The organism is Wenzhouxiangella sp. YN1 (genome assembly GCF_056324145.1).
In genome coordinates this window covers 18,440-43,442 of sequence record NZ_JBJNIO010000115.1, presented here as the reverse complement: position 1 = coordinate 43,442, position 25,003 = coordinate 18,440, and the positions used below count along the sequence as shown (strand labels likewise).

The following is a 25,003-nucleotide window of genomic DNA, read 5'->3' as shown; positions in this document are numbered from 1 at the left end:
ACGCGCACCTGCCACATGCGCGCCCGCTCAGAGCTTGACTGCGACTGCCGCGCGCGCGGTCGTGGCCTTGCCTCGGGCGTCGGCGATGCTCTCGCCGAGGGCCAGGGCCACGCCCATGCGCCGGCGGCCGCTCACTTCCGGCTTGCCGAACAAGCGCAGGGCGGTGTCGGGTTCGCTCAGCGCCGGGTTCAGGTTTTCGAAGACCACCTGCCTTGATTCGCCCTCGACCAGCAGGGCGGCCGAAGCGGCGGGGCCGCGCTGTACCACTCGTGGAATCGGCAGCCCGAGGATGGCGCGGGCGTGCAGCGCAAACTCGGAAAGGTCCTGCGAAATCAGGGTGACCAGACCGGTATCGTGCGGTCGCGGCGAGACTTCGCTGAACCAGACCTGGTCTCCCTTGATGAAGAATTCGACGCCGAACACGCCGTAGCCACCCAGTGCCTCGGTGACGACCCCGGCCATGTGTTCGGCCCTTGACCGCGCCGTTGTGCTCATGGGCTGCGGCTGCCAGGATTCGCGGTAATCGCCGTCTTCCTGGGTGTGCCCGATGGGCTCGCAGAACAGCGTGCCTCCCGCGTGACGAACCGTCAGCAGGGTGATTTCGTAATCGAAATCGACGAGTCCCTCGACGATGACCTTGCCCGCACCGCTGCGCCGCCCCGTCCGGGCGTACTGCCAGGCGCGCTCGATATCGGCCTCGTCGCTGATCAGGCTTTGCCCCTTGCCCGAGGAGGACATGACGGGCTTGACCAGACAGGGCAGGCCGATCTCGGCCACGGCCTGCTCGAAGCCCGCGCGTGTTTCGGCAAATCGGTAGCTGGAAACCGGCAGTTCCAGCTGCTCGGCAGCGAGGCGGCGAATGCCCTCGCGGTCCATGGTCAGATGCGCACCGCGTGCGGTGGGGATGACGTTGTATCCCTGCTCTTCGAGCAGCAGCAGGGCATCGGTTGCGATGGCCTCGATCTCGGGCACGATATGGTGCGGCTGGTCCTGTTCGACGATGTCGAGCACGGCCTGGCGGTCAAGCATGTCGATGACATGGTGCTTGTGGGCGACGGCCATGGCGGGGGCGTTCTGATAGCGGTCCACCGCAATCACTTCGCAGCCGAGGCGCTGCAGCTCGATGGCGACTTCCTTGCCCAGCTCGCCGCTGCCAAGCAGCATCACGCGCGTGGCACCGGGCGAATGTGGCGTGCCGATGCGGGTCATTGCTTTCCCGGAAAGGTATAGCCCCGGCCAAGATCCTGCAGGGCGCGCCGGAAAGCTCCCGGCGGGTCGGTGATTTCAAGGCCAACGCCGTAGAGATCGGGGTTGGCCTCCTGGCGACACCAGCGGGTTTCAGCGTCGAACTCGACCGCGCGGTTGCCGCTTTCCACCGGTTCGGGCAGCTGCAGTCGCAGCGCAAATTGGCGACCGCGCTCCACTGGCTGGCTGGTGATCATCATCAGCCCCTTGTCGGACAGGTCGACAGCGTGCCCCAGCAGCTTGCCGGTTTGACGGTCAAAGATCTCCAGATAGAAGATCGAGTCGTGGCGATCGTATTTGCGTTGTTCGGACATGTCGGACTCCGGATCAATGCCCACCGAGCTTGCGGTCGAAGAAATCGGTGATGGTTCGGTACACGTGCAGGCGCGGGCCTTCGCCGGCAATGGCGTGCTTCTCGCCCGGATAGGTCATCAGCTCGAAGGGAAAGGCGCGTGCCTGCAGCTGGTGCATCAACCGGGTCGAGTGGGTGAACAGGACGTTGTCGTCGGCCATGCCGTGGACCAGCAGAAGCGAATCGACGATGGCGTCGGAGTAGGTCAGCACATCGCCGCGCTCATAAGCCTGCGATTGCTCCTGCGGCCGGCCCATGTAGCGTTCGGTGTAGTGGGTGTCGTAGAGCGACCAGTCGGTGACCGGAGCCACCGCCGCGCCGGCGGCGAACTCACCGGGGTACTGTGCCAGGGCCATCAGGCTCATGTAGCCGCCGTAGCTCCAGCCGAAAATGCCGATGCGATCGGGGTCGACGAAGTTCTGTGAACGCAGCCAGTCGATGCCCACCATCTGATCCGGCATCTCCACCTGGCCGAGCTTGAGGTGGGCGGCTTCCTGGAAGGCCTTGCCCTGTCGCTCCACACCGCGGTTGTCGAGCGAGAAGACGACATACCCACGCCGCGCCATGTACTGGTCGATGAGCAGTCGCCGCGACCAGCTGTCGGTGACCATGCGGTGCGTCGGTCCACCGTAGACGTGAACGAATACCGGATAGCGCTTGTCGGCATCGAAGTCGGCCGGCCGGATCAGGCGGTAATGGAGTTCATGACCCTGTGGCGCAATGATGGTGCCGAACTCGGTCGGTCGGTGGCCGCGGAGATAGGGTGCGTAGGGATGCTGGTCGTCGAGCCGGTTTTCGACCAGCCAGGCCAGGCGCGCCCCGTCGACATCATGCAGCGACAGCTGCGGCGGCTGGCGGCTGCTGGAATAGGTGTCGACGTAGACTCGCGCCGCCGCATCCATGCTCACCTCATGCCAGCCTGAGCGCCGCGAGATTCGGTTGACCACCTCCGGCGATCGCGTGATCAGCGACTGACGATACAGCTGCTTTTCGCTTGGCGAGACTTGTGCGGCGGTGAAGTAGATCATGCCCAGTTCCTCATCGACGCCGGTCAATGCATCGACCTGCCACTGGCCGGCGGTCAGCCGCCGAATGATCTCGCCGTCGAGATCGTAGAGGTAGAGGTGCCGGAACCCATCGCGCTCGGATGACCAGATGAATGCTGGCATTTGCCTGAGAAAGTGCAGATCGTCATGCAGGTTGACCCAGGTGTCGCTGGTTTCGCTCAGCAGGGTGCGGGCCCTGCCGCTGTCGCTGTCGGCCAGCAGCAGCTCGAGACGCTGCTGATCGCGGCTTTGGCGCTGAAAGCTCAGCCGCTGTGAGTCGGGCAGCCACTGCACCCGCGGGATGTAGATGTCGTGTTCGTCGCCCAGGTTCATCCAGCGCGTTTCGCCGGTGGCAATGTCGATCACGCCCAGTCGATAGTGGACGTTGTCGGTGCCGGCACGGGGATAGCGTTGCTCGACCATCTCGATGCGCTCGGCCTCGACCTCGTAGCGGCGAGTGACCGCAACCGGCGCCTCGTCGATCTGCAGAAACGCCAGTTTCCGGCCGTCGGGTGACCACCAGAAACCCGTCGAACGGCCCATTTCTTCCTGGGCGATGAATTCGGCCACGCCGTTGGCAACGGTATCGCTGGCGCTGTCGGTCAGCGCCCGGTCCTGGCCGGATTCGAGCTCGACCAGCCACAGGTCACGCTCGCGCACAAAAGCCACGTGCCGGCCGTCGGGAGCGATCTGCGGGTCGGTATCGAAGGCCGTGGTGTCGGTGAGCTGCCTTACCTCGGCGTTGTCGGCGTGCATGTCGAGTACAAACAGGTCGCCGCCGATGGGAAACAGCAGGAAGCGTCCGTCGGCCGACCAGCGATAGTCGACGATGCCGCGCAGATCGGCGATGCGTTCGCGCTCGCGGCGAGCCTCTTCGGCGGCGGACAGCGCGCGCTGTTCGGGCATCACCGCATCGGCGCTGACCAGCACGCGCATGCTGCGCTCTTCGATGTGGAACTCCCACAAGTCCAGCAGCTGACGATCGTCCTCGCGGCCTCGCAGAAACGTGACTCGGTCGCCCGCCGGCGAGAGTTCGGCGCGACGCAGCGTGGGTCCGGCCAGATTCGGGCTGGCGAAAATGCGTTCGAGGTCAAGCGTCTCGCCCCGGGCCGAAGCCAGCGGCGTGGCAGACAGCAGCAGGAAGAGCAGTGCGGGCAGGGCGCGGTTGAGCATGGTCGGGTCGGGGGCTGCGTTAAAATTCCCTATTGTCGGGCGCTGCCGGCCGGAAGGCAAATCGTCGGCGGCTGGAAAATAGGCCTTGCCGATCCCATTTCACAGTGCCGAAGGTTTAACATGCACACGGCTTGAATGATCAAAGTGGTTCAATCATGAGTTCAGTCATGCACAGCAACTATCCCGAGTCTCCCGCGCAGCTGCCTTACGACGACGCCGTTCGTGCGCGAACCGACGGCCTCCATGAGCGCATCAGCGATGTCGTGCCCGAGGCGGAATGGCCACTGCACGCTCCGCTGATTGACGCCATCAACCGCCTGAAGGCCGAGCGCAATGCCGTGATCCTGGCGCACAATTACATGACGCCGGAGATTTTCAACTGCGTGGGCGACATCACCGGTGATTCGCTCAGGCTGGCGCAGGTAGCTGCCGAGGCCGAGCAGGACATCATCGTTCAGGCCGGGGTGCACTTCATGGCCGAAACGGCAAAGATCCTGTCGCCCGAAAAGACCGTGCTGATTCCCGACCTGGAAGCCGGCTGCTCGCTGGCATCGTCGATCACGGGTGAAGACGTCAGGCGTATCCGGGCGGCTTATCCGGACTATCCGATCGTGACCTACGTGAACACGTCCGCCGAGGTCAAGGCCGAGTCCGATATCTGCTGCACCTCATCCAACGCCGTGGCGGTGGTCGAGGCGGCTGCGGCGCAGTGGGGCAGCGATACAGTCATCATGATTCCCGACGAGTACCTGGCGAAAAACGTGGCCAGCCAGACCGAAGTGCGCATTCTCACCTGGCGTGGGGACTGCGAAGTGCACGAGAAATTCACCCGCAGTGAAATCGAGAACCTGCGTAACGAGCATCCGGACGCAATGATCATCACCCATCCGGAATGCCCGCCGGACGTGCTTCGGGCCGCCGACTTCGCCGGCTCCACCGGCGCCATGGCCAATTTCGTTGCCGAGCATCGACCGAAGAAGGCGATTCTGATTACCGAGTGCTCGATGAGCGACAACGTGGCCGTGGCCAACCCCGGCACACAGTTCATTCGCCCGTGCAATCTCTGCCCCTACATGAAGCGCATCACGCTGGAAAACATCTATCGCTCGCTGCGCGACATGCGCTTCGAGATCCATGTCTCTGCTGACGTTGCCGAGCGCGCGCGGGCCAGCCTCCAGGCCATGCTCGATCTGCCCGGCAGCGGCAAGCCGCCGGCGTTCGATACCGCCGGACCCGAGCGCGGCGCTGACTACGTCAGCGTGTGATGCCTTGGGCTCGTCGCCGATCATCGTGGTCGGCTCCGGCATTGCCGGCCTGTGGACAGCGCTGAATGCCGCTCCGCGGCCGGTGATGGTCGTCACGGCCGGCGCCCTGGGCCGTCAATCCTCGAGTGAGTGGGCCCAGGGCGGGATTGCCGCCGCCCTTGATGGCGACGACACGCCCGACCAGCATGCCGCCGATACGGTTGCAGCGGGTGCCGGGCTGGTCGATCCGGGCGTGGCCGCTGCGCTGACTTGCCGCGTTGTCGAACAGATCGAGGCGCTCTTGCGCCTGGGCGTGCCGTTCGAACAGCAGAGCAATGGTCGCTGGGCGCTGTCGCGCGAGGCCGCGCACTCGCGCGCCCGGGTCGCGCGAATAGGCGGGGATCGCGCTGGCGCGACCATTGTGGGGGTCCTCGTTGCCGCCGCAAGGCGAGCCGCGCACATCACGCTCTGTGAACACGCTTCGGTGATCGGGCTGCTCGCCGGCCAGAACGGCGAGTGTGGCGGTGTGGTTGTTGCCACCGGCAGTGGTCGGCTGCAGGCGCTGGCCGGCCATGCCACGGTGCTTGCTACCGGCGGGGTCGGAGGACTTTATGCATTGACCACCAACCCGCTGGGCAGCCAGGGCCAGGCGCTGGCCTGGGCCGCGCGACTGGGAGCGACCGTCCGCGACGCCGAATTCGTCCAGTTTCATCCCACCGCGATTGATATCGGCCATGATCCGGCGCCGCTGGCGACCGAGGCGTTACGCGGTGAAGGCGCTGTCCTGGTTGACCGCTTCGGCGAACGCTTCATGCCGGCGCTGCATCCTCGGGCCGAACTGGCCCCGCGTGATGTCGTGGCGCGTGCGGTTCATCGCCAGGTGCAGTCGGGCGCGGGCGCTTTTCTGGACGCGCGCCAGGCGATTGGCGACGACTTTCCCCAGCGTTTCCAGCGGGTCTTTCGCGCCTGTCGTTGCGCCGGGATCGATCCTCGCCGTGAGCCGATTCCGGTGGCGCCCGCAGCGCATTATCATATGGGCGGCATTGCCGCCGGGCTGGACGGCTGTACTGATGTTGCTGGCCTGTATGCCGTCGGTGAGGCTGCCTGTACCGGTGCGCACGGCGCCAATCGCCTGGCCTCCAACTCTCTGGCCGAAGCGCTGGTCATGGGGGCACTGGCGGGTAAGGGGCTGGCTGCTGCGGGTTCGGCGGCGTCATCGTCCGCCGTGCCCGGTTACGCACCGGTGTTGCCGTCGCAGTCGCTGGAGCGACTGCGGCGAGGCATGGCCGCGCATGCCGGCGTGGAACGCAGCGGCGCCGGGCTGAACCAGCTGCTTGCGCTCATCGACGAACTCGAGCATGCGCGGGGCTCTGCCGATGCGCTGGTGACCAGCCGGCTGATCGTCAGCGCCGCCTTGAGCCGATGTCAAAGCCGCGGCGCGCATTTTCGCAGTGACAGCCCCGAGCAGACTGCGGCGGGTGAATCGAGTCGCCGGGCACTCGCATCGACCCCGCCGGTGGACCGCCCCCATTTTCCCGGTTGACCGTCCTCATTTCCAAGGAATCGAAACGCATGACTGACCGACGCCCGCGAAACCCGTACACCGACATCGTTGCGACCGCCCTGGCCGAAGATCTGGGGGGCCGCGGGGATGTCACGACCCTGGCTACGGTGCCGGCCGATGCGGTGGGACGTTTCCGCCTTGCCGCGCGCCAGGCCGGCGTTCTTGCCGGCACCGCCGCGGCTGCAGAAACCTTTGCCCGCGTCGACCCCGGCATTGAGCTGAACTGGCGCCAGGCGGATGGCGATGCGCTTGCCCCGGGAAGTGTGGTCGCCGACCTGCACGGCCCGGCCGGGGCCATTCTGACCGCCGAGCGTACGGCGCTGAATTTTCTCGGTCGGCTCAGCGGCATCGCCACGCTGACGCGAAAATTCGTTGATGCGGTTTCCGGGACGCGGGCGGGCATTGCCCACACGCGCAAGACCACCCCGGGCCTGCGCGCGCTGGAACTGGAGGCGGTCATCGCCGGTGGCGGCGTGCGTCATCGCTTCGGGCTCGATGACGCCATTCTCATCAAGGACAATCACGTGGCCGTCGCCGGCGGCGTTGATACCGCGGTGGCGCGCGCCCGCGCCTGGGCCGGCCACATGCTGCGCGTGGCCGTCGAGATCGACGCACTCGATCAACTCGACGACGCACTCGCGGCCGGTGCCGACAGCATTCTGCTGGACAACTTCAGCAACGCCGACCTGAAGCGGGCAGTGGCGCGCTGCCAGGGGCAGGGCGTGACGCTGGAGGCGTCAGGCAATGTGCGCATCGATACCGTCGCTGCAATCGCGCAAACCGGCGTGGATGTCATCTCCATCGGCGCGTTGACGCACTCTGCGCCCTGCCTGGATCTGGGGCTGGACGATCACGGTTCCTGAGTGCTCAGTGCCCCGCAGAGAAAGATGCCCGAGAGCGACTGCGCGGCCGGGCATCAGGTCCAGCGGTCGGAGCGGGCGCTCTGCCAGGCCTCACTGAACGCGCCGTGGCCGTTGCTGCTGTCGAGTAGCTGCCCGGGCTCGAGAAAGGTATAGAGGTCGGCGAAGCTGACTGCCCGAAGGTCGCGTTCGCGGCGATAGATGTGGTGGGGCTTGACTTCGTCGGGGTGTTTGAGCCCCATGGCCGAGAGCATCTTGACCAGCGCCTCGATGGTGCGCTGATGATAGCGCTTGACCCGCGGCAGCTTGTCTTCGACCACCAGTCCGCGCTTGAGCGCCGGATCCTGGGTGGTGATTCCGGTCGGGCAGGTATTGCTGTTGCATCGCAGCGACTGGATGCAACCCAGGGCAAACATCATTGCCCGCGCGCTGTTGCAGCCGTCGGCGCCCAGCGCCAGCGAGCGGATCAGGTGAAAGGCGCTGAGAATCTTGCCGCTGCTGATCACGCGGATATCCTCGCGCAGGCCGGTGCCGGTGAGGATGTCGTGCACCAGCACGATGGCGTCGCGCTTGGGCATGCCCAGTGAATTGGAAAACTCCAGCGGCGCGGCGCCGGTGCCGCCCTCGCCACCATCGACGGTGATGAAGTCGGGTCGGATGCCGGTGTCGAGCATGGCTCGGCAGATGGCAAGAAAGTCGCTGATGCGGCCCATGCAGAACTTCATGCCTACGGGCTTGCCGTCGGCCAGCTCGCGCATTCGGCCAATGAACTCCATCAGCTCGGCCGGCGTGGAAAAAGCGCTGTGCGCCGGCGGCGAGATACAGGGCTCTCCCATCGGCACGCCGCGGGCTTCGGCGATTTCGCGGCTCACCTTGGGGGCCGGCAGAATCCCGCCCGCGCCGGGTTTGGCGCCCTGCGAGAGCTTGAGCTCGATCATGCGGATGCTTTCTCCGGCCGCGACCTGCTCGAACCGCTCCGGGTCGAACCGACCCTCTGGAGTGCGGCAGCCGAAGTAGCCGCTGCCGATCTGCCAGATCAGATCGCCACCATGCTCCAGATGGTAGCGCGAGACCCCGCCTTCGCCGGTGTTGTGAGCAAAGCCGCCGGCTTTCGCGCCGCCGTTGAGTGCCAGTATCGCGTTGGAGGACAGCGCGCCGAAGCTCATCGCCGAGATGTTGAGCAGTGAAGATGAATAGGGCTGGCGGCAGTCCTTGCCGCCGATGTCAATGCGCGGCTCGTGTTCGAGCGGCGGCACCGGCACCGTGCAGTGCGCCGCCCACTCGTAGCCGGGGCTGTAGACATCGCGATGGGTGCCGAACGGCCGGGTTTCGAGATCGCCCTTGGCGCGCTGGTAGATGAGCGAGCGGTACTCGCGCTCGACCGGGTAGGCGTCCAGGTTGCTCTCGACCAGGTACTGCTGGATTTCGGGCCGGATATGCTCGATCAGGTAACGAAAGTGGCCAATGATGGGGAAGTTGCGCAGCACCGTGTGCTCGGTCTGCATGGCGTCGTGAATGCCCAGCGCCAACAGCGGTGCAATCACGAGCAGGGTCCACCAGACGGGTGGCCACATCAGCCCGAGCAAACCGATGAATGCCGCTGCAATGAGCAGGATGACGAAGGTGTATTGTCGTGCCATGCGGCAAGTCTAGCGTACCCAGCCGTGGATTCCGTGACTTTCAACGAGTCGGGAAAACGCCTGGCTGCGGGGCGATGCTCGCCGGGAATGCTGATGGCTTCGCCAGCGGCGGGAGCGCGCGCGGCAGCCTTCGGGTTTCAGCCGAGTGACGGCGCATGACGATACCGGATCAGCGGCTTCTTGCCCGGCTGTAGCGTCACCACCCGATTGCGGCCCATGTCCTTGGCTTCGTAGACGGCCTGATCGGCGGTACGGATGACGTCTTCGAGGCTGGCGTTGTCGCCGGGCTCGGCCGCGGTCACGCCCAGGCTTGCGGTGATGCTCAGGCCAGCGGGCTGCAGCGATTCCAACGCGCTTCGCAGCTGCTCGGCCCGGCGTGTTGCGACCTCCAGCGGGCAGCCGGGCAGCACCAGCAGCAGCTCTTCGCCGCCAAAGCGCACGGCAAAGTCTTCGTTGCGACACGAGCGGGTCAACAGATCGCCCACCTGGCTGAGTACCTCGTCTCCCATCAAGTGGCCGTGCTGGTCATTGACCCGCTTGAAATGATCGATATCGATGAGGATCAGACTCAGCCCGGCCTTGTCCTGGCCCTCACGCCGGTCCAGTTGCCGGGTGAAGTCGCTCAGGGCATTGCGGTTATGCAGGCCGGTCAGCGGGTCGGTCATGGCCATGTCATAGAGCTGCAGGCCCTGCTGCTGTACCTGCTCGAACAGCTGCTTGTTGACGATCAGGTTGCTGATCCGCGCGCGCGCCTCTTCCATGATGACCGGCTTGTTGATGAAGTCGTTGACGCCCAGCCGGAACAGCTCGACTCGCCGCACCGGATCTTCCAGGCCCGACATCGCCAGGATAGGCAGGCGGGTCTTGTCGGGGTAGTGCTCTCTGAGCCGGCTGACCAGCGCGACGCCGCTCATGTCGCCCTCGACCAGGATGTCGCTGATGACCATGTCGTGGCGATCCGCATCAAAAGCCTCCCAGGCGCTGGCCGCGCTGCGAAAGTGGTCGACTTTCAGGTTCATCTTGCCGAGCAGATGAATCATGATGCGGCTGACTGTGGGGCTGTCCTCGACATACAGCACCCGGCCCGACGTGGGATCGGCCAAAGACTGGCCGCCGCGGCTGAAACGGCGGGCTCGGTTGAAAAGCTGCTGAATATCGGTCTTGGCGTGAATATCGGTGACGCCGGCTTCGAAAGCGCGTCGCCGCGCCTCCTTGTCTTCGATCGAGGTGAGGAGGATCACCGGCAGATCGCGTCCGTTGGGAAGTTTGCGCGCCTGGCGGGTGAATTCGATGCCGTCGGTATCGGGCAGGGAGAGGGAAACGCAGACCATGTCCACACGCCGGGCCCGGATTCGCTCGAGGCCGGCTTCGCCGTCTTCGCAGAGCAGGGCCTCGTGCCCGGCGCGCTGCATCAGACGCTGCCAGATGGCACGAAACACCTTGGAATGATCGACGACCAGTATTTTCAACGCCTGTCCTTGGCCGAAGCAGCACAACTTCGTCGGCTGTCAAACATAGCACAGCCGGCGGCGCTGCGATTTGCCGGGCAGCCAGGAGATTTTGCATTCAGCCGCGCCGGACACGGCAGCAGCCGGGCCGCGGAACGCCGCTGCGACAATCTTGCGGCAGGCCTTGCTTGTCAAGGATTGTCTTTTCCCGACAGGCGGCAGATGCAGTATGCTTTGCCGTCTTTGTAAACAGTTCGGAGCACAAATGCCCAGAGTCAGTGAAATCAAGCGTGGCCAGGTTGTTGAATACGAAGACGCGGTTTACACAGTGCTCAGCATCGATCGCTCGGCGCCCACGGCGCGCGGTGGCGGAACGCTGTATCGGTTCAAGCTGCAAGCCATTCCCGGTGGCGGGCGCAAGGACGTCACCCTCAAGGGTGATGACGTACTCAAGGAAGCCGATCTGGTGCGTCGCCAGAGTGAGTTCTCTTATCGCGATGGCGATCAGTTCGTGTTCATGGACAGCGAGGATTTCAGCCAGTATCTGATTTCACAAGAGGCGGTGGGGGATGCCCTCGACTTCATTACTGACGGCCTTCAGGGGATTTTTGTGCTGCTCATCGACGACGCGCCGGTCGCCATTCAACTGCCGCAGTCAGTGGTGCTGGAGGTGACCGACACCGCGCCGGTGATGAAAGGGGCTACCGCGGCCAAGTCGAACAAGCCGGCGACGCTGGAGACTGGCCTGGAGCTGCAGGTTCCCGACTACATCACGCCCGGTGAAAAGGTGCGCGTCAACACCGAAACCCGCGAGTTCATGAGCCGGGTCTGAATCATGGGTGACAACGACCTGCAGTCCAGACTCGATGCGCTGCGAGGCGAGCTCGATGGTGTTGACGAAAAGTTGATCGAGCTGGCCTCACGGCGCCAGCAGCTGGTTGCCGACATCGGCCGGCTCAAGAAAAGTCACGGGCGGCAGCTGCGCGATTTCCAGCGTGAGCGTCAGGTGCTCGATGGCGTGCGCCAGGCGGCTCAGGCCCGGGGCCTGGATCCGGCGCTGGCCGAAGACCTCTTCCAGCGTCTGATCAAAGCCTCTCTGACCCGTCAGGAGCAGGACAGGCTGCGCCTGTCGCGGCACGGGCGCGGCCGGCGCGCGCTGCTGATCGGCGGCGCGGGGCGCATGGGGCGCTGGCTGGCGGGCTTTCTCGACGGTCAGGGTTTCGATGTATTCGTAGCTGATCCCGCTGTCGAGTCCAGCAATCGCGCGCGCTTTACAGATTGGCGTGATGCGCCAGCCGATATGGCGCTAATTGTCATTGCTGCGCCGCTGGGGGCATCGGCCCGAATTATCGAAGAACTGGCGCAGCAACAAAGCACCGCGCTGGTGTTTGATATCGGCTCGCTCAAGTCGCCGTTGATCCCGGCGCTCAGAGCCGCAGCCGAATCCGGGCTCAGAATCTGCTCTGTCCATCCGATGTTCGGACCCGACACGCAGCTGCTGTCAGAAAAGCATGTACTGCTCATGGATGCAGGCAACCGTGAGGCGGTTGAAGCTGCAGCGGCGTTGTTTTCAGACACGCTGGCGGAGGTGGTCGAGATCGACATCGAAGAGCACGATCGACTCATGGCGCCGGTGCTGGGGCTGTCGCACGCGTTGAGCGTTGTGTTTTTCACGGCACTGGCCGACAGCGGTTTGCCGGCTGAACGTCTGGCCGGCCTGTCGAGCACCACTTTTGATCGTCAGCTGGCTATTGCGCGTGATGTTGCTGCCGAGAACCCCGACCTTTATTTCGAAATCCAGGCGCTCAATCGATACGGTGATGAAGTGCGTTGGCAGCTGCAGCAGGCCGTGAGGCGGTTCGTCGACGTGGTTGCCGACGATGATGCGGATGCATTTCGCCACCTCATGACGCGGGGCAGAGACTATCTTTCCGGCCTCTGAGGGGTTGTCGGCGATGTGGCATCGGTCTATGTGAAGTGTTCGTCAAGGTAGCGGTTGATCTGTTTTTCAACGGCCGGTTGCAAGTAGCTGAACAGAAAGGCAAGCCTGGCGCGCACGTGAATGAGCTGGTCGTCGACGTTGATTTTGCCGTTTACCCCAGGGCGTTCAAATACGATGGTATCGCCCTCCCAGCCGTAGTTGACGCTGAACCTCTCGGCAAGATCACAGGCCAGCTTATCAGCAACCTGTTGGGCATCCTCAAGGCTCATGGAATGCGGTTTGCGGATGTCGATGCTCATTGTTTTTCTTTGTACTCTGTAACCCAGCGGGCGAATTCTTCGGCCGGCAGTGCCTTGCTATAGAGAAAACCCTGAACAAGGTCGCAGCCGGCTTGTGAAAGATAGTCGCGTTGCCGTTCGGTTTCAACGCCTTCGGCCACGGTGCTCAGCCCGAGGCTGTGAGCAAGGTGAATTATGGCCATGACGATGGCTTCGCTTTCGTTGTGTTGTTCCAGATCGTGAATGAAGGAGCGGTCGATCTTGAACTGGTCGATCGGAAAGCGCCGCAGGCAGGCCAGGGAGGAATAGCCGGTTCCGAAGTCGTCGACGGATATCCCCAGACCAAGGGCCTTGAGCTTGCCGAGAATTTCGGCTGCCTCCTCAGCGTTGTCCATGACTACCGACTCGGTGATTTCCAGGCGCACCCAGTTGGCGGGTACGCCGGCGCGCTTGAGCGCGGAGACAATGTGTTCGCTCAAGTCGGGCTCACGAAACTGTCGCGCGGAAAGATTGATGGCGACGTTCAGCGGGATGCCGTTGCTGTGCCACTGGCCAACCTGTCTTGCTGCTTGTTCAAGTACCCACTGGCCCAATGGAATGATCAGCCCGGTGTCTTCGGCTACCGGAATGAACTCCTCTGGCGACACCCAGCGTTCGCCATCGTGCCAGCGCAGCAGTGCCTCGGCGCCGATGACCCGGCTGCTGGAAAGGGCAATCACGGGCTGGTAATAGAGCTGCATCTTTAGCCCGTCAACGGCACGCTTAAGTCTGGACTCCATGTCGACTCGCTGCAGCGCCTGGGCATTCATTTCATTGGTGTGGAAGCGAAACTGGTTGGTGCCGAATTGCTTGGCCCGGTACATTGCGATGTCGGCGTTGCGCAGCAGGGTGTTGTAGTCCTCGCCATTATCTGGGAAAACGCTGATTCCGATGCTTGCCGTAATGGTCATCTCGCGGCCGGCAACCTTGAACGGCGGCGCAAATATAGCGAGCGCGGCGGTGGCCCGGCCCGGCAACTCGTCGGCACTCTCGATGTCGGTCAGCAGGATGACAAATTCGTCGCTGCCGAGGCGTGCAACGGTGTTGGGGGACTCGACCTGTTGCTGCAATCGCGCTGAAACCTCGCGCAGGACTTCATCACCGGCAGACCTTCCGAGGCTGTCGTTGATACGCTTGAACTGATCGAGATCGATGAACAGCAGGGCAATGTGGTGTTGGTTGTGCCTGGCTGATGCCATCGCCTGTTCGACTCGGTCCTGCAACAGGTTGCGGCTGGCCAGGCCGGTGAGCGCATCCTGGCTGTACTGCCGTTCGAGCTGTTCCTGGTACTGCTTACGCTCGGTAACGTCGTTGATGATGCCGACAAAGTGACTGACCCTGCCCTTGCTGTCGAAGACCGGAGCCACCGTGAGCTCATTCCAGAAGGGCGTGCCGTCCTTGCGGTAGTTGCGCAGCAGCGCTTTGCCCTCCTGGTGGCGACGAATCGCCTGGCGGAGTTCGAACAGCTCACGCTGGTTCGTGTCTTCACCCTTGAGGAAGTTGGGGTCGCGGCCCATCACCTCCTCGCGCGTGTAGCCGGTGATCTGCTCGAAGGCGCTGTTGACATACACCAGCGGCGTGCCCGAGTGGCCCGCCGAGGTGATCATCACGCCGTTGGGAGAGGCCTCGATGGCCCGTCGACTGAGGCGATTGAATTCTTCGGCCGACTTCAAACTGGCTTCGGTTGCCTGCCAGAGTGATCCCCAATGGTACCTATCGAGTGCGTATGACAGGTCGGCGGCAACCTCTTCGACCAGCCTGATCAGGGCTGAATCGAAAAAGTCTGGCTCGCCGGAAAACAGACTGATCGCACCGACAGTCTCACCATTGCTTCGCAGTGGACAAGCGGCTGCTGACTGAAGACCATTCTCACGGAACAGTTGATGGTTTCCCGCCAGGCGGCTTTCGGTTGACAGGTTGTTGCTTATAAAGATGCGGCCTTCCCCAATAGCAATCTCGACGGGCTTGTCGAGAGGCTGCTCGACCACGAAAGGCGTCGTCTGCGCGAACAATTTCGAATAATCGCCGTTGCTGGCGCTGGCGGCCATCTGGATGGTTTTGCTGTCGTTCTGAAGCAATCCGACCCAGGCCAGATTGAGTCCGCCGCGCTCGACGACGATGTGGCACGCGCCTTCGAGTAGTGCTTGACGGGAATGGTTTTGCACGATCAGCTTGTTTATCGCACTCAGCGCGGAATACAGCTGCTTGAGCCGCTGGATCTGTGATTTTGCCGACTGCAGTTCCCGGACCCGCTGTACGAGCTCAGCGCTGCGTTCTTCGAGCTTGCGCACCAGCGCCTGGCTGTATCGTCGTTCTGCCGCCACGCCTGAAGGTTTTGTCTGGCGCGGTTGCGTTGGCTGACCATCGGAGTTTTCCAGCACAGCTTTGAGCCGCTTCAGGAACACTTGCGGTTCGGTCGGTTTGATCAGGAAGGCGTCGGCGCCGAGGTCCCGCGCCAGGCGCTCGTCCTCGGTCTGTGTGCCGGTTGCCGTATAGACCAGGAAGGGAATTGTCGCCAGGCCTGGGTCGGCTTTCCACTCCCGTAACAAGGTATAGCCGTCCATGGTCGGCATGCGCAGGTCGCTGATGACTACATCGGGTGGCTTTCGCCGCGCCAGCTCGAGTGCCACGGCGCCGTTCCCGGCTTCAGTTACATCAAAGGCGTGGGCCCGCAACAGCGACCGCAGCAGATAGCGATTTTCTTCTTGATCATCGACGATCAGTGCTCGGCTCATCCGCTCTTCTCCGCGTATCGCGCAGGATCACGATGGCCGGCCCGAAGCCTGTCTGTCTACGGGCCGGTCGCCCGTTTCAGCTATCTCATTTCCCACCGGGGCCTCCCGCGCCAAGGTGGATTCTGATGTTCAGCATACGGAAAACGGCCGCGGCTTGCCATACGCACAGCAGACCAGGGCGGTTGGACTGATTGCTCGGAGCACGCTCAGAGCACGTTGCGTGGCGGCATCAGTACGCTGGCAAGGATCATCCCTGTGGTAAGTGCAATGGCTGTGACGCCAGCCAGAACGCTGGTTTCCAGGCCGCCGAGCACATCGTCCTGCAGTAGCGTAGCCAGGCTGCGCAAGCCGATGCTGCCCGGTACCAGGAGAATCAGGCCCGGAATGTGAAGAATCGAGGAGGGCCGGCCCGAAAATTTCACATAAAGGTTGCCTGCCAGGCCAACGGCAAGGCCGCCAGTAAACGCGCCGATGATCGGTGCTTCCAGCCATCCGCCCAGGCTGGCGCCAATCCAGGAGATGATGGACACCAGCAGAATCCAGATCCAGTCGCGCGCGTGGGCCTGAATAAGCATCATCAGCCCTCCGGCAGCGCAGATCAGGCCGGGGAAGATCATCCATGCCGGCCTGAATGAGGATTCAGTCAAGGCGACGGGGCCAACGATGGCCTGGCCGGCCATGCCGCCGAGTACCAGACCGAACGCCAGCAGCGCAAAGATGGTCACCGCAAACGACAGACGCGAGGATCCAGAAACTAGGTGGCCGGTGGAAAGTTCGCGCGCGGCGGTGGTCAGATCCATGCCGGGCAGCAGGGGGATCATCGCCGCGAGGACTACGGGCATCAGCGCCGTGCGGCCGTCGAACCCGCACCACAGGGAGCCTAGGAAGGTGATCAGGGCAGACACCAGGGGCATGATCAGGCGCGCGCGCTCAACGTGCTGGCGCATCCACCAGATGCTCAAGCCAGCAACGCCACCCAGCGGTGCAGCCAGCACGGTTTCACGCCAGCCGCCGCCGAGCAGCGGCGTGACACCACCGGCGATCAGCACAAATGCCAGCACTTCCAGCCAGGCGCCGTAGAGTGGTGGTGCGGTGTCGATGGCGTGAACGCGCTCATCGGCCTGCTCCGGATTGGCACGGCCAGTGTCGAGGTCGTCCATCACTTCGGCCAGGTCGGCCAGTTTCGAAAGGTTGGCCGAGCCCGGCTCACAGCGGGCCAGAAAGGTTTCCTGCCGGTCGCCGTCCTTGAGAGAAATGATCAGTGCCGTGGGCGTGGAAAAGAACTCTGCCTGCAGGCCCAGGCGCTCGGCCATGATCTTCATCGCCGACTCCAGACGATGGGCCGGCGAGCCCACATTCAGCAGGGCGCGGCCGAGGTTGAGCACCAGTCGAGCGTGGCGGCTGGATAGGTCGGAGGGTTTACTGCTGGCTACGTTAGCAAAGGCTTTGTTCACGGGTTTTTCCGAGGTTTCTCACTGCGATGGTCCCCCGGAAGTGTCGCACAATCGAGTGTCGGTTCCCCAGAAGACTTCGCCGTGTACAGTCGCGCTCATCCAAGCGGGGCTGTCGGGCCGGTATTGACCGTGATTGCTGCGAAAAAACGACTGTTTGTCTTGATTGTTACCCCGGCAGCAAACGGATTGCTGCCGGGGTAATAGTGATCGGTTAGCGTCGAGTCTCGCTAACTCGCTGGCCTTCGATAACGGTGCCAATGGCATGGGTGGTGAATTCGAACGGATCGCCGTCGAACAGGGCAACGTCGCCGTCCTTGCCCACTTCCAGCGAACCGACGCGGTCGGCCAGGTTGAGAATGCGTGCCGGCGCCATGGTGACCATCTCCAGCGCCTGCTCAAAGGTAGCGCCGTGGGGCAGGGTCATGGCGGCTTCCAGCAGCACCACGCGGGTCTTGGGTACATAACCCTCGAAACCCGACTGCATGACAACCTCGATGCCCGCGTCCATCAGCTGTGCGGCGGTGGTGAAAGCCATGTTGCGGGTGTCGCCGCCGGCCTGGGCTCGCGCCATGGTGGGGTGAATGATCACCGGCACGTCGGCGGCCTTGATCTCGTCGATCAGCAGATGCGCGTCGCTGGCGCCGGACAGGATCAGCCGGAAGCCGAATTCGTCGGCCAGCCGGAGGGCATTCATGATGTCGCTGTGGCGATGGGCCTGGATGATCAGCGGCACCTCGCCGGAGAGGACATCGACCACGGCATCCAGACCCAGGTCACGCGCCGGGGCCTTGTCCTTGTCGGCTGATTCGCGCTTGTCGCGGTAGTCCTGCGCGGCATAGAACTGTTCGCGCAGCATGGCCACCGCCTTGGAGCGGTTGCCCGGCGACGAGCGCTCGTGGCGTGTCGCACCTGCGCCCAGCGTTGCTGCCAGGGCCGAGTACGGTCGCACGACGGCGTCATCAATGGTGCGGCCGGCGCTTTTGGCAATCAGCATCTGCCCGGAGACCACCTCACCCGGGCCGTGGCCGGTGTGCAGGGTGGTCACGCCGTGCTCGCGCTGCCATTCAACCAGCTTTTCCAGCGGGTTGTAGGCGTCGATGGCGCGCAGCTCCGGCTGGATGGCCGCCGAGCGTTCGAGCTGGTCCTGGTCGTCGGGCTGATTGAGATAGCCTGACAGGCCCACGGTGGCGCGCGCGTCGATCAGGCCGGGCGTGGCCACGGCCGATTCCAGCACCATGAGCCCGTCGGGGATTGCCGTCGAGCCGGCGGGGCCAACGGCGCTGATCTTGCCGTCGGTGATGACGACGACGCCGTTTTCGATCATCTTGCCCGGCGCGGTGTAGAGCTTGTCGGCGCGCACGGCAATGTCCTGCGCCAGAACGGGCAGGCTGACGAGCGCCAGCAGTGCCAGTATGGCCGTGTTGCGAATCATCTGGTTCATTCCGTGCCTCCGTGACCGTGAATGTGGCCCTTGCCGTCGTCGTCCGACAGCGCGTTGACGCCGCCTTCGGCAACCAGGCGGTCGTCAGGGTCGTTCAGGTTGAAGCGGCGCTTGCCCTCCACCCAGGTTTCGAGCACGCGGGTATAGACACTGAACGGGTCGCCGGAAAGGATCACGAAGTCGGCATCCTTGCCGGGCGTGAGCGAACCTGCGCGGTCGGCGATGTCGAGCATTTCCGCGCCGTTGATCGTGAGTGCTTCCAGTGCGGTCTCGCGTGACAGGCCGGCGCGGATGCCCATGGCGGCCATGCGCAGGAAATAGCGCGAGTCGGTCACCCAGTCGTCGGTGTGCACGGCGATCTTGGCGCCGGCCTTCTCCATGGCCGGGGCCGAGCGGGTCAGCATGTTCTTTGCCTCGAGCTTGCCGCCGGGGCTGTCGATCAGAATCAGCGACGCCGGAACGCCGGCAGCAGCGATCTCATCGGCCACGCGCCACGCCTCGGAGGTGTGGTGCAGCACCATGCGGAAGCCGAATTCCTCTTTCAGGCGGATCGCGGTCATCAGGTCGTCGTGACGATGGCTGTGAAAGTGCACCATGCGCTTGCCGCTGAGAATCTCGCTGAGGGCATCGAGCCCCAGATCACGCGCCGGCGCTTCGCCCGCCTTGGCGTTCTTTCTCTTGTCGGCGTATTCCTGTGCCTCGATGTAGGCTGCGCGCACCAGCGCTGCAGACTTGGCGCGCGTGCCCGGGAAGGGCGGCTTGCGCATCGGGTTGGTGCCGTTGGCCATTTTCATGCCGCCGGCAATGCCGCCGTCGTCGAAGCGGTAAGCCAGGTCGGTGATGGTGCGACCGTCGCGCAGCTTGAGGTAGACCGTCTGCCCGCTGATCAGGTAGCCCGAGCCGGGCATGATATTGACGCTGGTGATGCCGCCCGACAGCGCCCGCTTGAGGCCTGAGCTGAGAACGTTGACCGAATCCATTGCCCGGGTCTCGGGCTGAATCGGGCCGGAGCTGTCGGCGCCGGAAACCTCGCCGATGTGGCTGTGGGTGTCGACAATGCCGGGCATGATGACCGTGCCCGAGTCGAGTTCGGTGACTTCGGCGCCGGCAGGAATGTCGACTTGGTCGCGACTGCCGACGGCCTTGATCTTGCCGTCGACCACGATCAACGCGCCGTTTTCTACCGGATCACCGTCGACGGGAATGACCCTGGCCCCCACGAAGGCGTGGGTATCCGCCAGCGCAGCGGGTGAGATTGCGACCAGCAGCAGGCTTGCTGCCAGCCAGTGTGAAAGCTGTCTCAAGAGGCTCTCCTTGGGATTGACTGACAAGCTCAACAACATGTCAGGAGCAAAGGCGCAATGCAACCGGAAATGTTGCAGCGTGTGATCGGCATGGACTGAAACGACGGCAAATTGTGAGCTGGTTGCCGGCCCGGTTGACGTTCATCCACGGGCGCCGGGTCTGCCCAGCCCGACCGCAGTGCGATCGGGCCGGGCAGGCCGGCTGGGCAGGCTGGCCCTGGCGGCCCTGTCAGGCGGCTTGCTGACGCATCTGCCGGGAGGCGGCCACCATGTTTTCCAGCGAGGCCCGGGTTTCTTCCCAGTCGCGGGTCTTGAGGCCGCAGTCGGGGTTGACCCACAGCCGATCGGGGTCGATCCGGCGGGCCGCCTTGTCCAGCAGCTCGGTGATCTCGGCTGCTGAAGGGACGCGCGGCGAGTGAATATCCCAGACGCCGGGGCCGATTTCATTGGGGTAGCGAAAATCGACAAAGCTGTCGAGCAGCTCCATGCGCGAGCGCGAGCTTTCTATGGAGATGACATCTGCATCCAGCGCGGCGATGGAGTCCATGATGTCGTTGAACTCGGAGTAGCACATGTGGGTATGGATCTGAGTGGCATCATCGACCACCGTTGACGCCAGGCGAAAGCAGTCGATGGCCCAGGACAGGTAGTCGGGCCAGTCGCGGCGGCGCAGTGGCAGCCCCTCGCGCAGGGCCGGCTCGTCGATCTGAATCACGCCGATGCCGGCGGCCTCCAGGTCCTTGACCTCATCGCGAATCGCCAGCGCGACCTGGCGGCAGGTTTCGCTGCGCGGCTGATCGTCGCGCACGAACGACCATTCCACGATGGTGACCGGGCCGGTCAGCATGCCCTTGACCGGGCGATCGGTCAGGCTTTGCGCATGGGTCGACCATTCGACCGTCATCGGCTCGGGTCGCTGTACGTCACCGAAGATGATCGGCGGCTTCACGTAGCGCGAGCCGTACGACTGCACCCATGCGTGCCTGGAAAAGGCGAAGCCATCGAGTTTTTCGCCAAAGTACTCGACCATGTCGTTGCGCTCGAATTCTCCGTGCACCAGCACGTCCAGCCCCAGTTCTTCTTGTGTGCGGATGGTTTTCTCGATTTCCTTGCGCAGGGCCTGGCGGTAGGAGTCGGCGTCGAGATCGCCGCGCCGATGCGCTGCCCGCAGCTTGCGGATCTCGGCGGTCTGGGGAAACGACCCGATGGAAGTCGTGGGGTATTTCGGCAGGTCGAGCCGTTGCCGCTGAATGGCCTGCCGTGTCGCATAGGGGTTGTTGCGCCGCAGGTCGTCATCGCTGATGGCCGAAACTCGGGAACGCACGGCCTGGTTGGTGGTCGCGCTTGACTTGCGGCGCGAGGCAATCGCCCGACGACTGGCCTCGAAACGCTCGCTGACTTGCTCACCTTGCCCGGCCAGCGCCTTGCTCAAGGCGTCGAGCTCATCCAGTTTCTGCCTGGAGAAGGCCAGCCACGATTTCAGTTCCCCGTCCAGCCCGGTTTCCAGCTCGAGGTCGATGGGACAGTGCAGCAGCGAGCACGACGGCGCAACCTGCAGGGAACGGCTGCCCAGCACCTGCTGCGCCTGTTCGAGCATCTTCAGGCGCTGGTCGAGATCGGCGCGCCAGACGTTGCGGCCGTCAATCACGCCCAGCGAAACCAGCCAGTCCTGCGGGAGCTTGTCGGCAAGCCTGTCCAGCGTTTCCGGTGCGCGCACCAGGTCGAGATGTACGCCGTCGATATCCAGACCCGCCAGGGTCTCCAGGTTGTCGCCCGGGCCGGCAAAATAGCTTGCCACCAGCAGCTTCGGGTCGGATGTTCCCAGCACCTCGTAGGCGCGCTGCATGGCCAAACGCCGGGCAGCGGTCGAATCAAGGCCGAGAACGGGCTCGTCGAGCTGCACCCAGGTGGCACCGGCAGCGGCCAGTTGCTCAAGCAGTTGTGTGTAGACCGGCAAGAGCGATTCGAGCAGCTCCAGCGGGTCGAAGGCTGCATCGCGACCCTTGCCCAGGCTCAGGAAACTGACCGGGCCGATCAGCACCGGTCGGGTGTCGATGCCCAGGGCCTGCGCCTCTTCGAATTCCTCGACCGCTTTGCTGGAAGACAGCGCAAAGGTCTGCCCAGCCTCGAATTCCGGCACGATGTAGTGATAGTTGGTATCAAACCATTTGGTCATCTCCATGGCCGTGGCGTCCTGTCTGCCACGCGCCATGGCGAAACAGGTGTCCAGATCGACCTCCGAACCGACCGACCCGAAACGCTCCGGAACGGCGCCGACCGTTGCCGCCATGTCGAGCACCTGGTCGTAGAGAGAGAAGTCATTGCAGGGGATCACGTCGATTCCTGCCTCGTGCTGCATCTTCCAATGGCTGCGGCGCAGCTCCGAGGCGACCTGCAGCAGTTCGGCCTGGTCGATGTCCCCGCGCCAGTACTTTTCGGTTGCCTTCTTGAGCTGTCGCTTCGCGCCGATGCGTGGAAAACCAAGATTAGCGGACTGGATCGTCATCTTTCCTTCCTTTGTTGGCGTTCGGAAAAGCTTCTTCCTTCGCGACTGCGGCGTCATTTGCCGCTGCCGGGACAGAAGCCGAGATCGACTCCAGAAGATCGAGCAGCCGTTGTTGTGCGGCCGTTGGGCAGGGGGTGGGCGCGGGGAGCTCGGTCAGAACCTGCCGTGCGGCGTCTGCGCGTGAGCGCCGCCGGGGCAACACGAACAGCCACGCCAGGATCACATCTTCAGGATCGACGTCGCGACCGTCCGAATACAGTGCTTTACGCAGCAGGCCACCGGGGTCGTCCGATTCTGGATCGAAACGCGTGGCGGCATGGTTGTGAAGCGAACGGCTGGCGTGCGCTTCGGTTCTGTCATTTCGGGAGTTTCCCGCTGGCTTGTAGCGCGCCATCAGGACCGCCCCGAAATCGAGCGGGGTGCTGTTGCAGCAAACATGTCGATACCTCCACCGGTCCACCCCGACCGGTTCTTCCGGATGTCATGGTGATGGCAGGTCTCCTGGCTTGCGGCATCAAACACTTCGCCTTCCCGGCCCGGCGGGGTTGCTCGGACCAGTGGCATCAGGAAGTGTCCTGACCGCCTACAGTTGCGGGGGCAGCTTCGGATTCAACGGCATGAGATCACCGCCTGACCGAATTCCCTGTTAGTCCCTTGCGGGAACCATCGATTTCATCCTAACGCAAATGCGAAGCCGTTGTGCATGAATGCCGGCGGACGGTTGCTCGAGCCGTTGATCAGTAATCGTCCAGGCGCGGTGTTCTGCGCGCCCGCTTGATCTCCTTGCGCCGCTGCTTTTTCTTCTTCCAACGCCTTTTTGCCGATCGGCTCGGCCGGGTGGGGATGCGCTTTTTCGGCCGCTGATGAGCTCGCTCGATCAGCGCGGCCAGACGTTCACGCGCTTCCTCGCGATTGCGGTGCTGGCTGCGATGGGTTTTCGCCTCGATCGTGATCACGCCGTCGGTACCGGCGCGCCTTCCGGCCAGATCCAGCAGGCGAATCTTTACCGGCTGCGCCAGAAAACCTGAATTGAGCACGTCGTAGCGCAGCTGTACTCCGGTTTCGGTGCGGTTGACATGTTGCCCACCCGGGCCACCGGCCAGGATGAATTGTTCATCCAGCTCGTTTTCAGGCGGCAGGAAACGTCGGGAAACGGCAGGCATCGGTAGCCACCATTGAACGCCGTGGGGCGCAATAAAGCAAGCCCGCCGCTGCCGGCCGGCGCGTGCTCGAGGCGCGCCGGCGGCCGCAGCAAAGGGCAGCGGCCGCCTGGCTGATCGGAGCGGGTGCAGTGGCATGATCCAGCTCCCGGTTTCGTAAGTGTGGTTTCAGGGCCAGGCCCTGAGAACCGCAGTAATCAACCATCGGGAGGAATTTCATGCAAGATCAACAACACAACGCACCGGTCAGCCTCGGGAACTGGATGCTGACGCTGCTCATCACCTTCATTCCGCTGCTCAACCTGATCATGCTGCTGGTGTGGGCGTTTTCCGGCTCCACGCCGCCAAGCAAGGCCAACTGGGCCAAGGCAGCGCTGCTGTGGATGGTGATCTTCATCGCTCTGAGCATCGTGTTCGGTCTGATGGGCGGGGCGCTCGCCAACCTCTGACGCCTTGTCGCCCGGCGGCCCGTCATTTCGGGGCAGTCGGGCGCGGCCTCCCGCCTTCCTGCTCGTCGGCACCAGCGGCCTCGGCACAGGCTGAGCAGTCGGTGTCGACTGCCTGCGATTCGAAGTAGACTGTCAGCTCCTGCCGCGAAAGAGGAGGTCTGCCATGCTCGAACAGATCGGGTTCGTGCTGACTACGGTTCTGGGGCTGGACGACAATGACCTGACGGTCTGGCAGATGGCGGCGCGCGCCATCGTCGCCTATCCTGTCGGCATCGCTTTTGTTCGTATCGGCAAGAAACGCTTCATGGGCGATTTCACCGCCTTCGACGTGATCATGGGCATCATCATCGGGTCGATTCTCGCGCGGGCAATCACCGGCAACAGTCCGTTCTTCGAGAGCCTGGGTGCCGGGCTCGTGCTGGTCTTGCTCCACTACCTGCTGGCCCTGCTTTCCTACAACATCGAATGGCTCGGAGGCATCGTCAAGGGATCGGGCAGCACGCTGGTCGTCGACGGCGAGATCCAGTGGAAGGCCATGCGCACAAGCCACATCAGCAAGCGTGATCTGATGGGTGCGCTGCGCGAGAAGGGCGGCCTCGACAGCCTCGAGCAGGTGAGGCTGGCGCGGCTGGAGCGCAGCGGCAACATCAGCGTAGTGGCCGCCGGCAAGCTGGAGTGAAGCAGTTCGTGATCCCCGGCAAGCGCAACAAGGCGGTTCTCGTCGCCGAGGAGGACTGGGCGGCCATCCAGGAGACGTTGTTTCTGCTCTCCGTACCCGGAATGCGCGAATCCATTCGGGAGGGCATGGCCAGTTCCGTCGATGAATGCGACGAGGAACTGGACTGGTGAACTGGAAGCTTGTCTACACCAGACAGGCCCAGAAAGACGCCAGGAAGCTCGCATCCAGCGGGCTGAAGCCCAAGGCCCGGGAACCGCTGGCCGTTATCGCCGAAGATCCGTTCCATCGACCGCCGCCGTTCGAGAAACTCGTGGGCGACCTGGCCGGCGCCTGTTCGCGCCGCATCAACAGCCAGCACCGCCTGGTCTACCAGGTACTCGAGGATCGGAAAGTCGTCAAAGTGCTGCGATTGTGGAGCCACTACGAGTAGCTTTTCCCAAGCCG

At 63.6% G+C, this 25,003-nt stretch carries 22 protein-coding genes, 1 pseudogene and 1 riboswitch; of the genes and pseudogenes, 10 read left to right on the top strand and 13 right to left on the bottom strand.

The window, feature by feature from the left end; translation table 11 throughout:
- Positions 1 to 27 precede the first annotated feature (27 nt).
- Genes purT through ACEWQZ_RS02950 form a run of 3 tightly spaced genes read right to left on the bottom strand, consistent with a single transcriptional unit; the run spans position 28 to position 3,816 of the window.
- Positions 28 to 1,209: a formate-dependent phosphoribosylglycinamide formyltransferase gene (gene purT, locus ACEWQZ_RS02960; RefSeq protein ID WP_476481584.1), complete on the bottom strand. Its 1,182-nt coding sequence runs from the start codon at positions 1,207 to 1,209 to the stop codon at positions 28 to 30.
- Entirely contained in the window at positions 1,206 to 1,559 is a 354-nt protein-coding gene (locus ACEWQZ_RS02955; protein WP_476481583.1) for a PilZ domain-containing protein, read from the bottom strand. Before ACEWQZ_RS02955 ends, purT begins: the two co-directional genes overlap by 4 nt.
- A 13-nt stretch (positions 1,560 to 1,572) precedes the next feature.
- A complete protein-coding gene (locus tag ACEWQZ_RS02950) occupies positions 1,573 to 3,816 on the bottom strand; it encodes a S9 family peptidase (RefSeq protein ID WP_476481582.1) in 2,244 nt (747 codons plus the stop codon).
- 167 nt (positions 3,817 to 3,983) lie between these two features.
- On the opposite strand from ACEWQZ_RS02950, the gene nadA reads away from it, so the two are divergent.
- Genes nadA through nadC form a run of 3 tightly spaced genes read left to right on the top strand, consistent with a single transcriptional unit; the run spans position 3,984 to position 7,487 of the window.
- Positions 3,984 to 5,081, top strand: a complete 1,098-nt coding sequence (gene nadA, locus ACEWQZ_RS02945) for a quinolinate synthase NadA (RefSeq protein ID WP_476481581.1) — start codon at positions 3,984 to 3,986, stop codon at positions 5,079 to 5,081.
- Between the two features lie 4 nt (positions 5,082 to 5,085).
- Positions 5,086 to 6,603 carry an L-aspartate oxidase gene (locus ACEWQZ_RS02940; protein ID WP_476481580.1) on the top strand — a complete coding sequence of 506 codons (1,518 nt, stop codon included), beginning with the start codon at positions 5,086 to 5,088 and terminating at the stop codon, positions 6,601 to 6,603.
- A gap of 29 nt (positions 6,604 to 6,632) precedes the next feature.
- Positions 6,633 to 7,487, top strand: a complete 855-nt coding sequence (gene nadC / locus ACEWQZ_RS02935) for a carboxylating nicotinate-nucleotide diphosphorylase (protein ID WP_476481579.1) — start codon at positions 6,633 to 6,635, stop codon at positions 7,485 to 7,487.
- A 53-nt stretch (positions 7,488 to 7,540) separates the two neighbouring features.
- Here nadC and ACEWQZ_RS02930 read toward each other — a convergent pair whose 3' ends face one another.
- The gene (locus ACEWQZ_RS02930; protein WP_476481578.1) at positions 7,541 to 9,124 is read right to left on the bottom strand and encodes an FMN-binding glutamate synthase family protein; all 1,584 of its coding nucleotides are present in this window, start codon (positions 9,122 to 9,124) and stop codon (positions 7,541 to 7,543) included.
- Positions 9,125 to 9,261: 137 nt separating this feature from the next.
- Entirely contained in the window at positions 9,262 to 10,593 is a 1,332-nt protein-coding gene (locus ACEWQZ_RS02925) for a diguanylate cyclase (protein WP_476481577.1), read from the bottom strand.
- On the opposite strand from ACEWQZ_RS02925, the gene ACEWQZ_RS02920 reads away from it, so the two are divergent.
- Genes ACEWQZ_RS02920 through ACEWQZ_RS02910 form a run of 3 tightly spaced genes read left to right on the top strand, consistent with a single transcriptional unit; the run spans position 10,570 to position 12,514 of the window.
- On the top strand, positions 10,570 to 10,821 hold the full coding sequence (locus ACEWQZ_RS02920; protein ID WP_476481576.1) for a hypothetical protein: 252 nt from the start codon (positions 10,570 to 10,572) through the stop codon (positions 10,819 to 10,821). The two genes, ACEWQZ_RS02925 and ACEWQZ_RS02920, sit on opposite strands and share 24 nt — an antisense overlap.
- A 16-nt stretch (positions 10,822 to 10,837) precedes the next feature.
- On the top strand, positions 10,838 to 11,404 hold the full coding sequence (gene efpL, locus ACEWQZ_RS02915) for an elongation factor P-like protein EfpL (protein ID WP_476481575.1): 567 nt from the start codon (positions 10,838 to 10,840) through the stop codon (positions 11,402 to 11,404).
- Between the two features lie 3 nt (positions 11,405 to 11,407).
- Positions 11,408 to 12,514, top strand: a complete 1,107-nt coding sequence (locus tag ACEWQZ_RS02910) for a prephenate dehydrogenase/arogenate dehydrogenase family protein (RefSeq protein ID WP_476481574.1) — start codon at positions 11,408 to 11,410, stop codon at positions 12,512 to 12,514.
- 26 nt (positions 12,515 to 12,540) lie between these two features.
- Here the strand turns inward: ACEWQZ_RS02910 and ACEWQZ_RS02905 are convergent, their stop codons facing one another.
- The 8 genes from ACEWQZ_RS02905 to arfB all read right to left on the bottom strand — a co-directional run bounded on the left by ACEWQZ_RS02905 (position 12,541) and on the right by arfB (position 23,434).
- Complete coding sequence (locus tag ACEWQZ_RS02905) at positions 12,541 to 12,813, bottom strand: polyhydroxyalkanoic acid system family protein (RefSeq protein WP_476481573.1); 273 nt, start codon at positions 12,811 to 12,813, stop codon at positions 12,541 to 12,543.
- Positions 12,810 to 15,566: an EAL domain-containing protein gene (locus ACEWQZ_RS02900; protein WP_476481572.1), complete on the bottom strand. Its 2,757-nt coding sequence runs from the start codon at positions 15,564 to 15,566 to the stop codon at positions 12,810 to 12,812. The genes ACEWQZ_RS02905 and ACEWQZ_RS02900 overlap by 4 nt, the downstream gene beginning before the upstream one ends.
- A gap of 206 nt (positions 15,567 to 15,772) precedes the next feature.
- On the bottom strand, positions 15,773 to 17,020 hold the full coding sequence (locus ACEWQZ_RS02895; protein ID WP_476481571.1) for a threonine/serine exporter family protein: 1,248 nt from the start codon (positions 17,018 to 17,020) through the stop codon (positions 15,773 to 15,775).
- Between the two features lie 211 nt (positions 17,021 to 17,231).
- Positions 17,232 to 18,461 (bottom strand): amidohydrolase family protein, encoded by a 1,230-nt coding sequence (locus tag ACEWQZ_RS02890; RefSeq protein WP_476481570.1) that lies wholly within the window; start codon positions 18,459 to 18,461, stop codon positions 17,232 to 17,234.
- Positions 18,458 to 19,765, bottom strand: coding sequence for an amidohydrolase family protein (locus ACEWQZ_RS02885; RefSeq protein WP_476481569.1), 1,308 nt, complete (start codon positions 19,763 to 19,765; stop codon positions 18,458 to 18,460). Before ACEWQZ_RS02885 ends, ACEWQZ_RS02890 begins: the two co-directional genes overlap by 4 nt.
- 229 nt (positions 19,766 to 19,994) lie before the next feature.
- Positions 19,995 to 22,271, bottom strand: a complete 2,277-nt coding sequence (gene metE / locus ACEWQZ_RS02880) for a 5-methyltetrahydropteroyltriglutamate--homocysteine S-methyltransferase (protein ID WP_476481568.1) — start codon at positions 22,269 to 22,271, stop codon at positions 19,995 to 19,997.
- A complete protein-coding gene (locus tag ACEWQZ_RS02875) occupies positions 22,252 to 22,665 on the bottom strand; it encodes a hypothetical protein (RefSeq protein WP_476481567.1) in 414 nt (137 codons plus the stop codon). The genes metE and ACEWQZ_RS02875 overlap by 20 nt, the downstream gene beginning before the upstream one ends.
- 80 nt (positions 22,666 to 22,745) lie before the next feature.
- A riboswitch (cobalamin riboswitch) is annotated at positions 22,746 to 22,954 on the bottom strand.
- Between the two features lie 54 nt (positions 22,955 to 23,008).
- Entirely contained in the window at positions 23,009 to 23,434 is a 426-nt protein-coding gene (gene arfB, locus ACEWQZ_RS02870; protein ID WP_476481566.1) for an alternative ribosome rescue aminoacyl-tRNA hydrolase ArfB, read from the bottom strand.
- 215 nt (positions 23,435 to 23,649) lie between these two features.
- On the opposite strand from arfB, the gene ACEWQZ_RS02865 reads away from it, so the two are divergent.
- The 4 genes and pseudogenes from ACEWQZ_RS02865 to ACEWQZ_RS02850 all read left to right on the top strand — a co-directional run bounded on the left by ACEWQZ_RS02865 (position 23,650) and on the right by ACEWQZ_RS02850 (position 24,989).
- Positions 23,650 to 23,880 (top strand): hypothetical protein, encoded by a 231-nt coding sequence (locus ACEWQZ_RS02865; RefSeq protein ID WP_476481565.1) that lies wholly within the window; start codon positions 23,650 to 23,652, stop codon positions 23,878 to 23,880.
- Positions 23,881 to 24,043: 163 nt separating this feature from the next.
- A complete protein-coding gene (locus ACEWQZ_RS02860; RefSeq protein WP_476481564.1) occupies positions 24,044 to 24,559 on the top strand; it encodes a DUF421 domain-containing protein in 516 nt (171 codons plus the stop codon).
- Between the two features lie 8 nt (positions 24,560 to 24,567).
- Positions 24,568 to 24,729 (top strand): annotated as a pseudogene (locus ACEWQZ_RS02855) (type II toxin-antitoxin system Phd/YefM family antitoxin); the annotation flags it as partial.
- On the top strand, positions 24,726 to 24,989 hold the full coding sequence (locus tag ACEWQZ_RS02850; RefSeq protein WP_476481563.1) for a Txe/YoeB family addiction module toxin: 264 nt from the start codon (positions 24,726 to 24,728) through the stop codon (positions 24,987 to 24,989). The pseudogene ACEWQZ_RS02855 and the gene ACEWQZ_RS02850, both read left to right, overlap by 4 nt.
- Positions 24,990 to 25,003 lie beyond the last annotated feature (14 nt).

Excerpts from the sequence above, each read along its gene's own strand:
- purT (WP_476481584.1), bottom strand. The coding sequence starts at position 1,209 with ATGACCCGCATCGGCACGCCACATTCGCCCGGTGCCACGCGCGTGATG.
- ACEWQZ_RS02955 (WP_476481583.1), bottom strand. The coding sequence starts at position 1,559 with ATGTCCGAACAACGCAAATACGATCGCCACGACTCGATCTTCTATCTG.
- ACEWQZ_RS02950 (WP_476481582.1), bottom strand. The coding sequence starts at position 3,816 with ATGCTCAACCGCGCCCTGCCCGCACTGCTCTTCCTGCTGCTGTCTGCC.
- nadA (WP_476481581.1), top strand. The coding sequence starts at position 3,984 with ATGCACAGCAACTATCCCGAGTCTCCCGCGCAGCTGCCTTACGACGAC.
- nadC (WP_476481579.1), top strand. The coding sequence starts at position 6,633 with ATGACTGACCGACGCCCGCGAAACCCGTACACCGACATCGTTGCGACC.
- ACEWQZ_RS02930 (WP_476481578.1), bottom strand. The coding sequence starts at position 9,124 with ATGGCACGACAATACACCTTCGTCATCCTGCTCATTGCAGCGGCATTC.
- ACEWQZ_RS02920 (WP_476481576.1), top strand. The coding sequence starts at position 10,570 with ATGATCGACGACCAGTATTTTCAACGCCTGTCCTTGGCCGAAGCAGCA.
- efpL (WP_476481575.1), top strand. The coding sequence starts at position 10,838 with ATGCCCAGAGTCAGTGAAATCAAGCGTGGCCAGGTTGTTGAATACGAA.
- ACEWQZ_RS02910 (WP_476481574.1), top strand. The coding sequence starts at position 11,408 with ATGGGTGACAACGACCTGCAGTCCAGACTCGATGCGCTGCGAGGCGAG.
- ACEWQZ_RS02905 (WP_476481573.1), bottom strand. The coding sequence starts at position 12,813 with ATGAGCATCGACATCCGCAAACCGCATTCCATGAGCCTTGAGGATGCC.
- ACEWQZ_RS02900 (WP_476481572.1), bottom strand. The coding sequence starts at position 15,566 with ATGAGCCGAGCACTGATCGTCGATGATCAAGAAGAAAATCGCTATCTG.
- ACEWQZ_RS02890 (WP_476481570.1), bottom strand. The coding sequence starts at position 18,461 with ATGAACCAGATGATTCGCAACACGGCCATACTGGCACTGCTGGCGCTC.
- metE (WP_476481568.1), bottom strand. The coding sequence starts at position 22,271 with ATGACGATCCAGTCCGCTAATCTTGGTTTTCCACGCATCGGCGCGAAG.
- ACEWQZ_RS02875 (WP_476481567.1), bottom strand. The coding sequence starts at position 22,665 with ATGGCGCGCTACAAGCCAGCGGGAAACTCCCGAAATGACAGAACCGAA.
- arfB (WP_476481566.1), bottom strand. The coding sequence starts at position 23,434 with ATGCCTGCCGTTTCCCGACGTTTCCTGCCGCCTGAAAACGAGCTGGAT.
- ACEWQZ_RS02865 (WP_476481565.1), top strand. The coding sequence starts at position 23,650 with ATGCAAGATCAACAACACAACGCACCGGTCAGCCTCGGGAACTGGATG.
- ACEWQZ_RS02860 (WP_476481564.1), top strand. The coding sequence starts at position 24,044 with ATGCTCGAACAGATCGGGTTCGTGCTGACTACGGTTCTGGGGCTGGAC.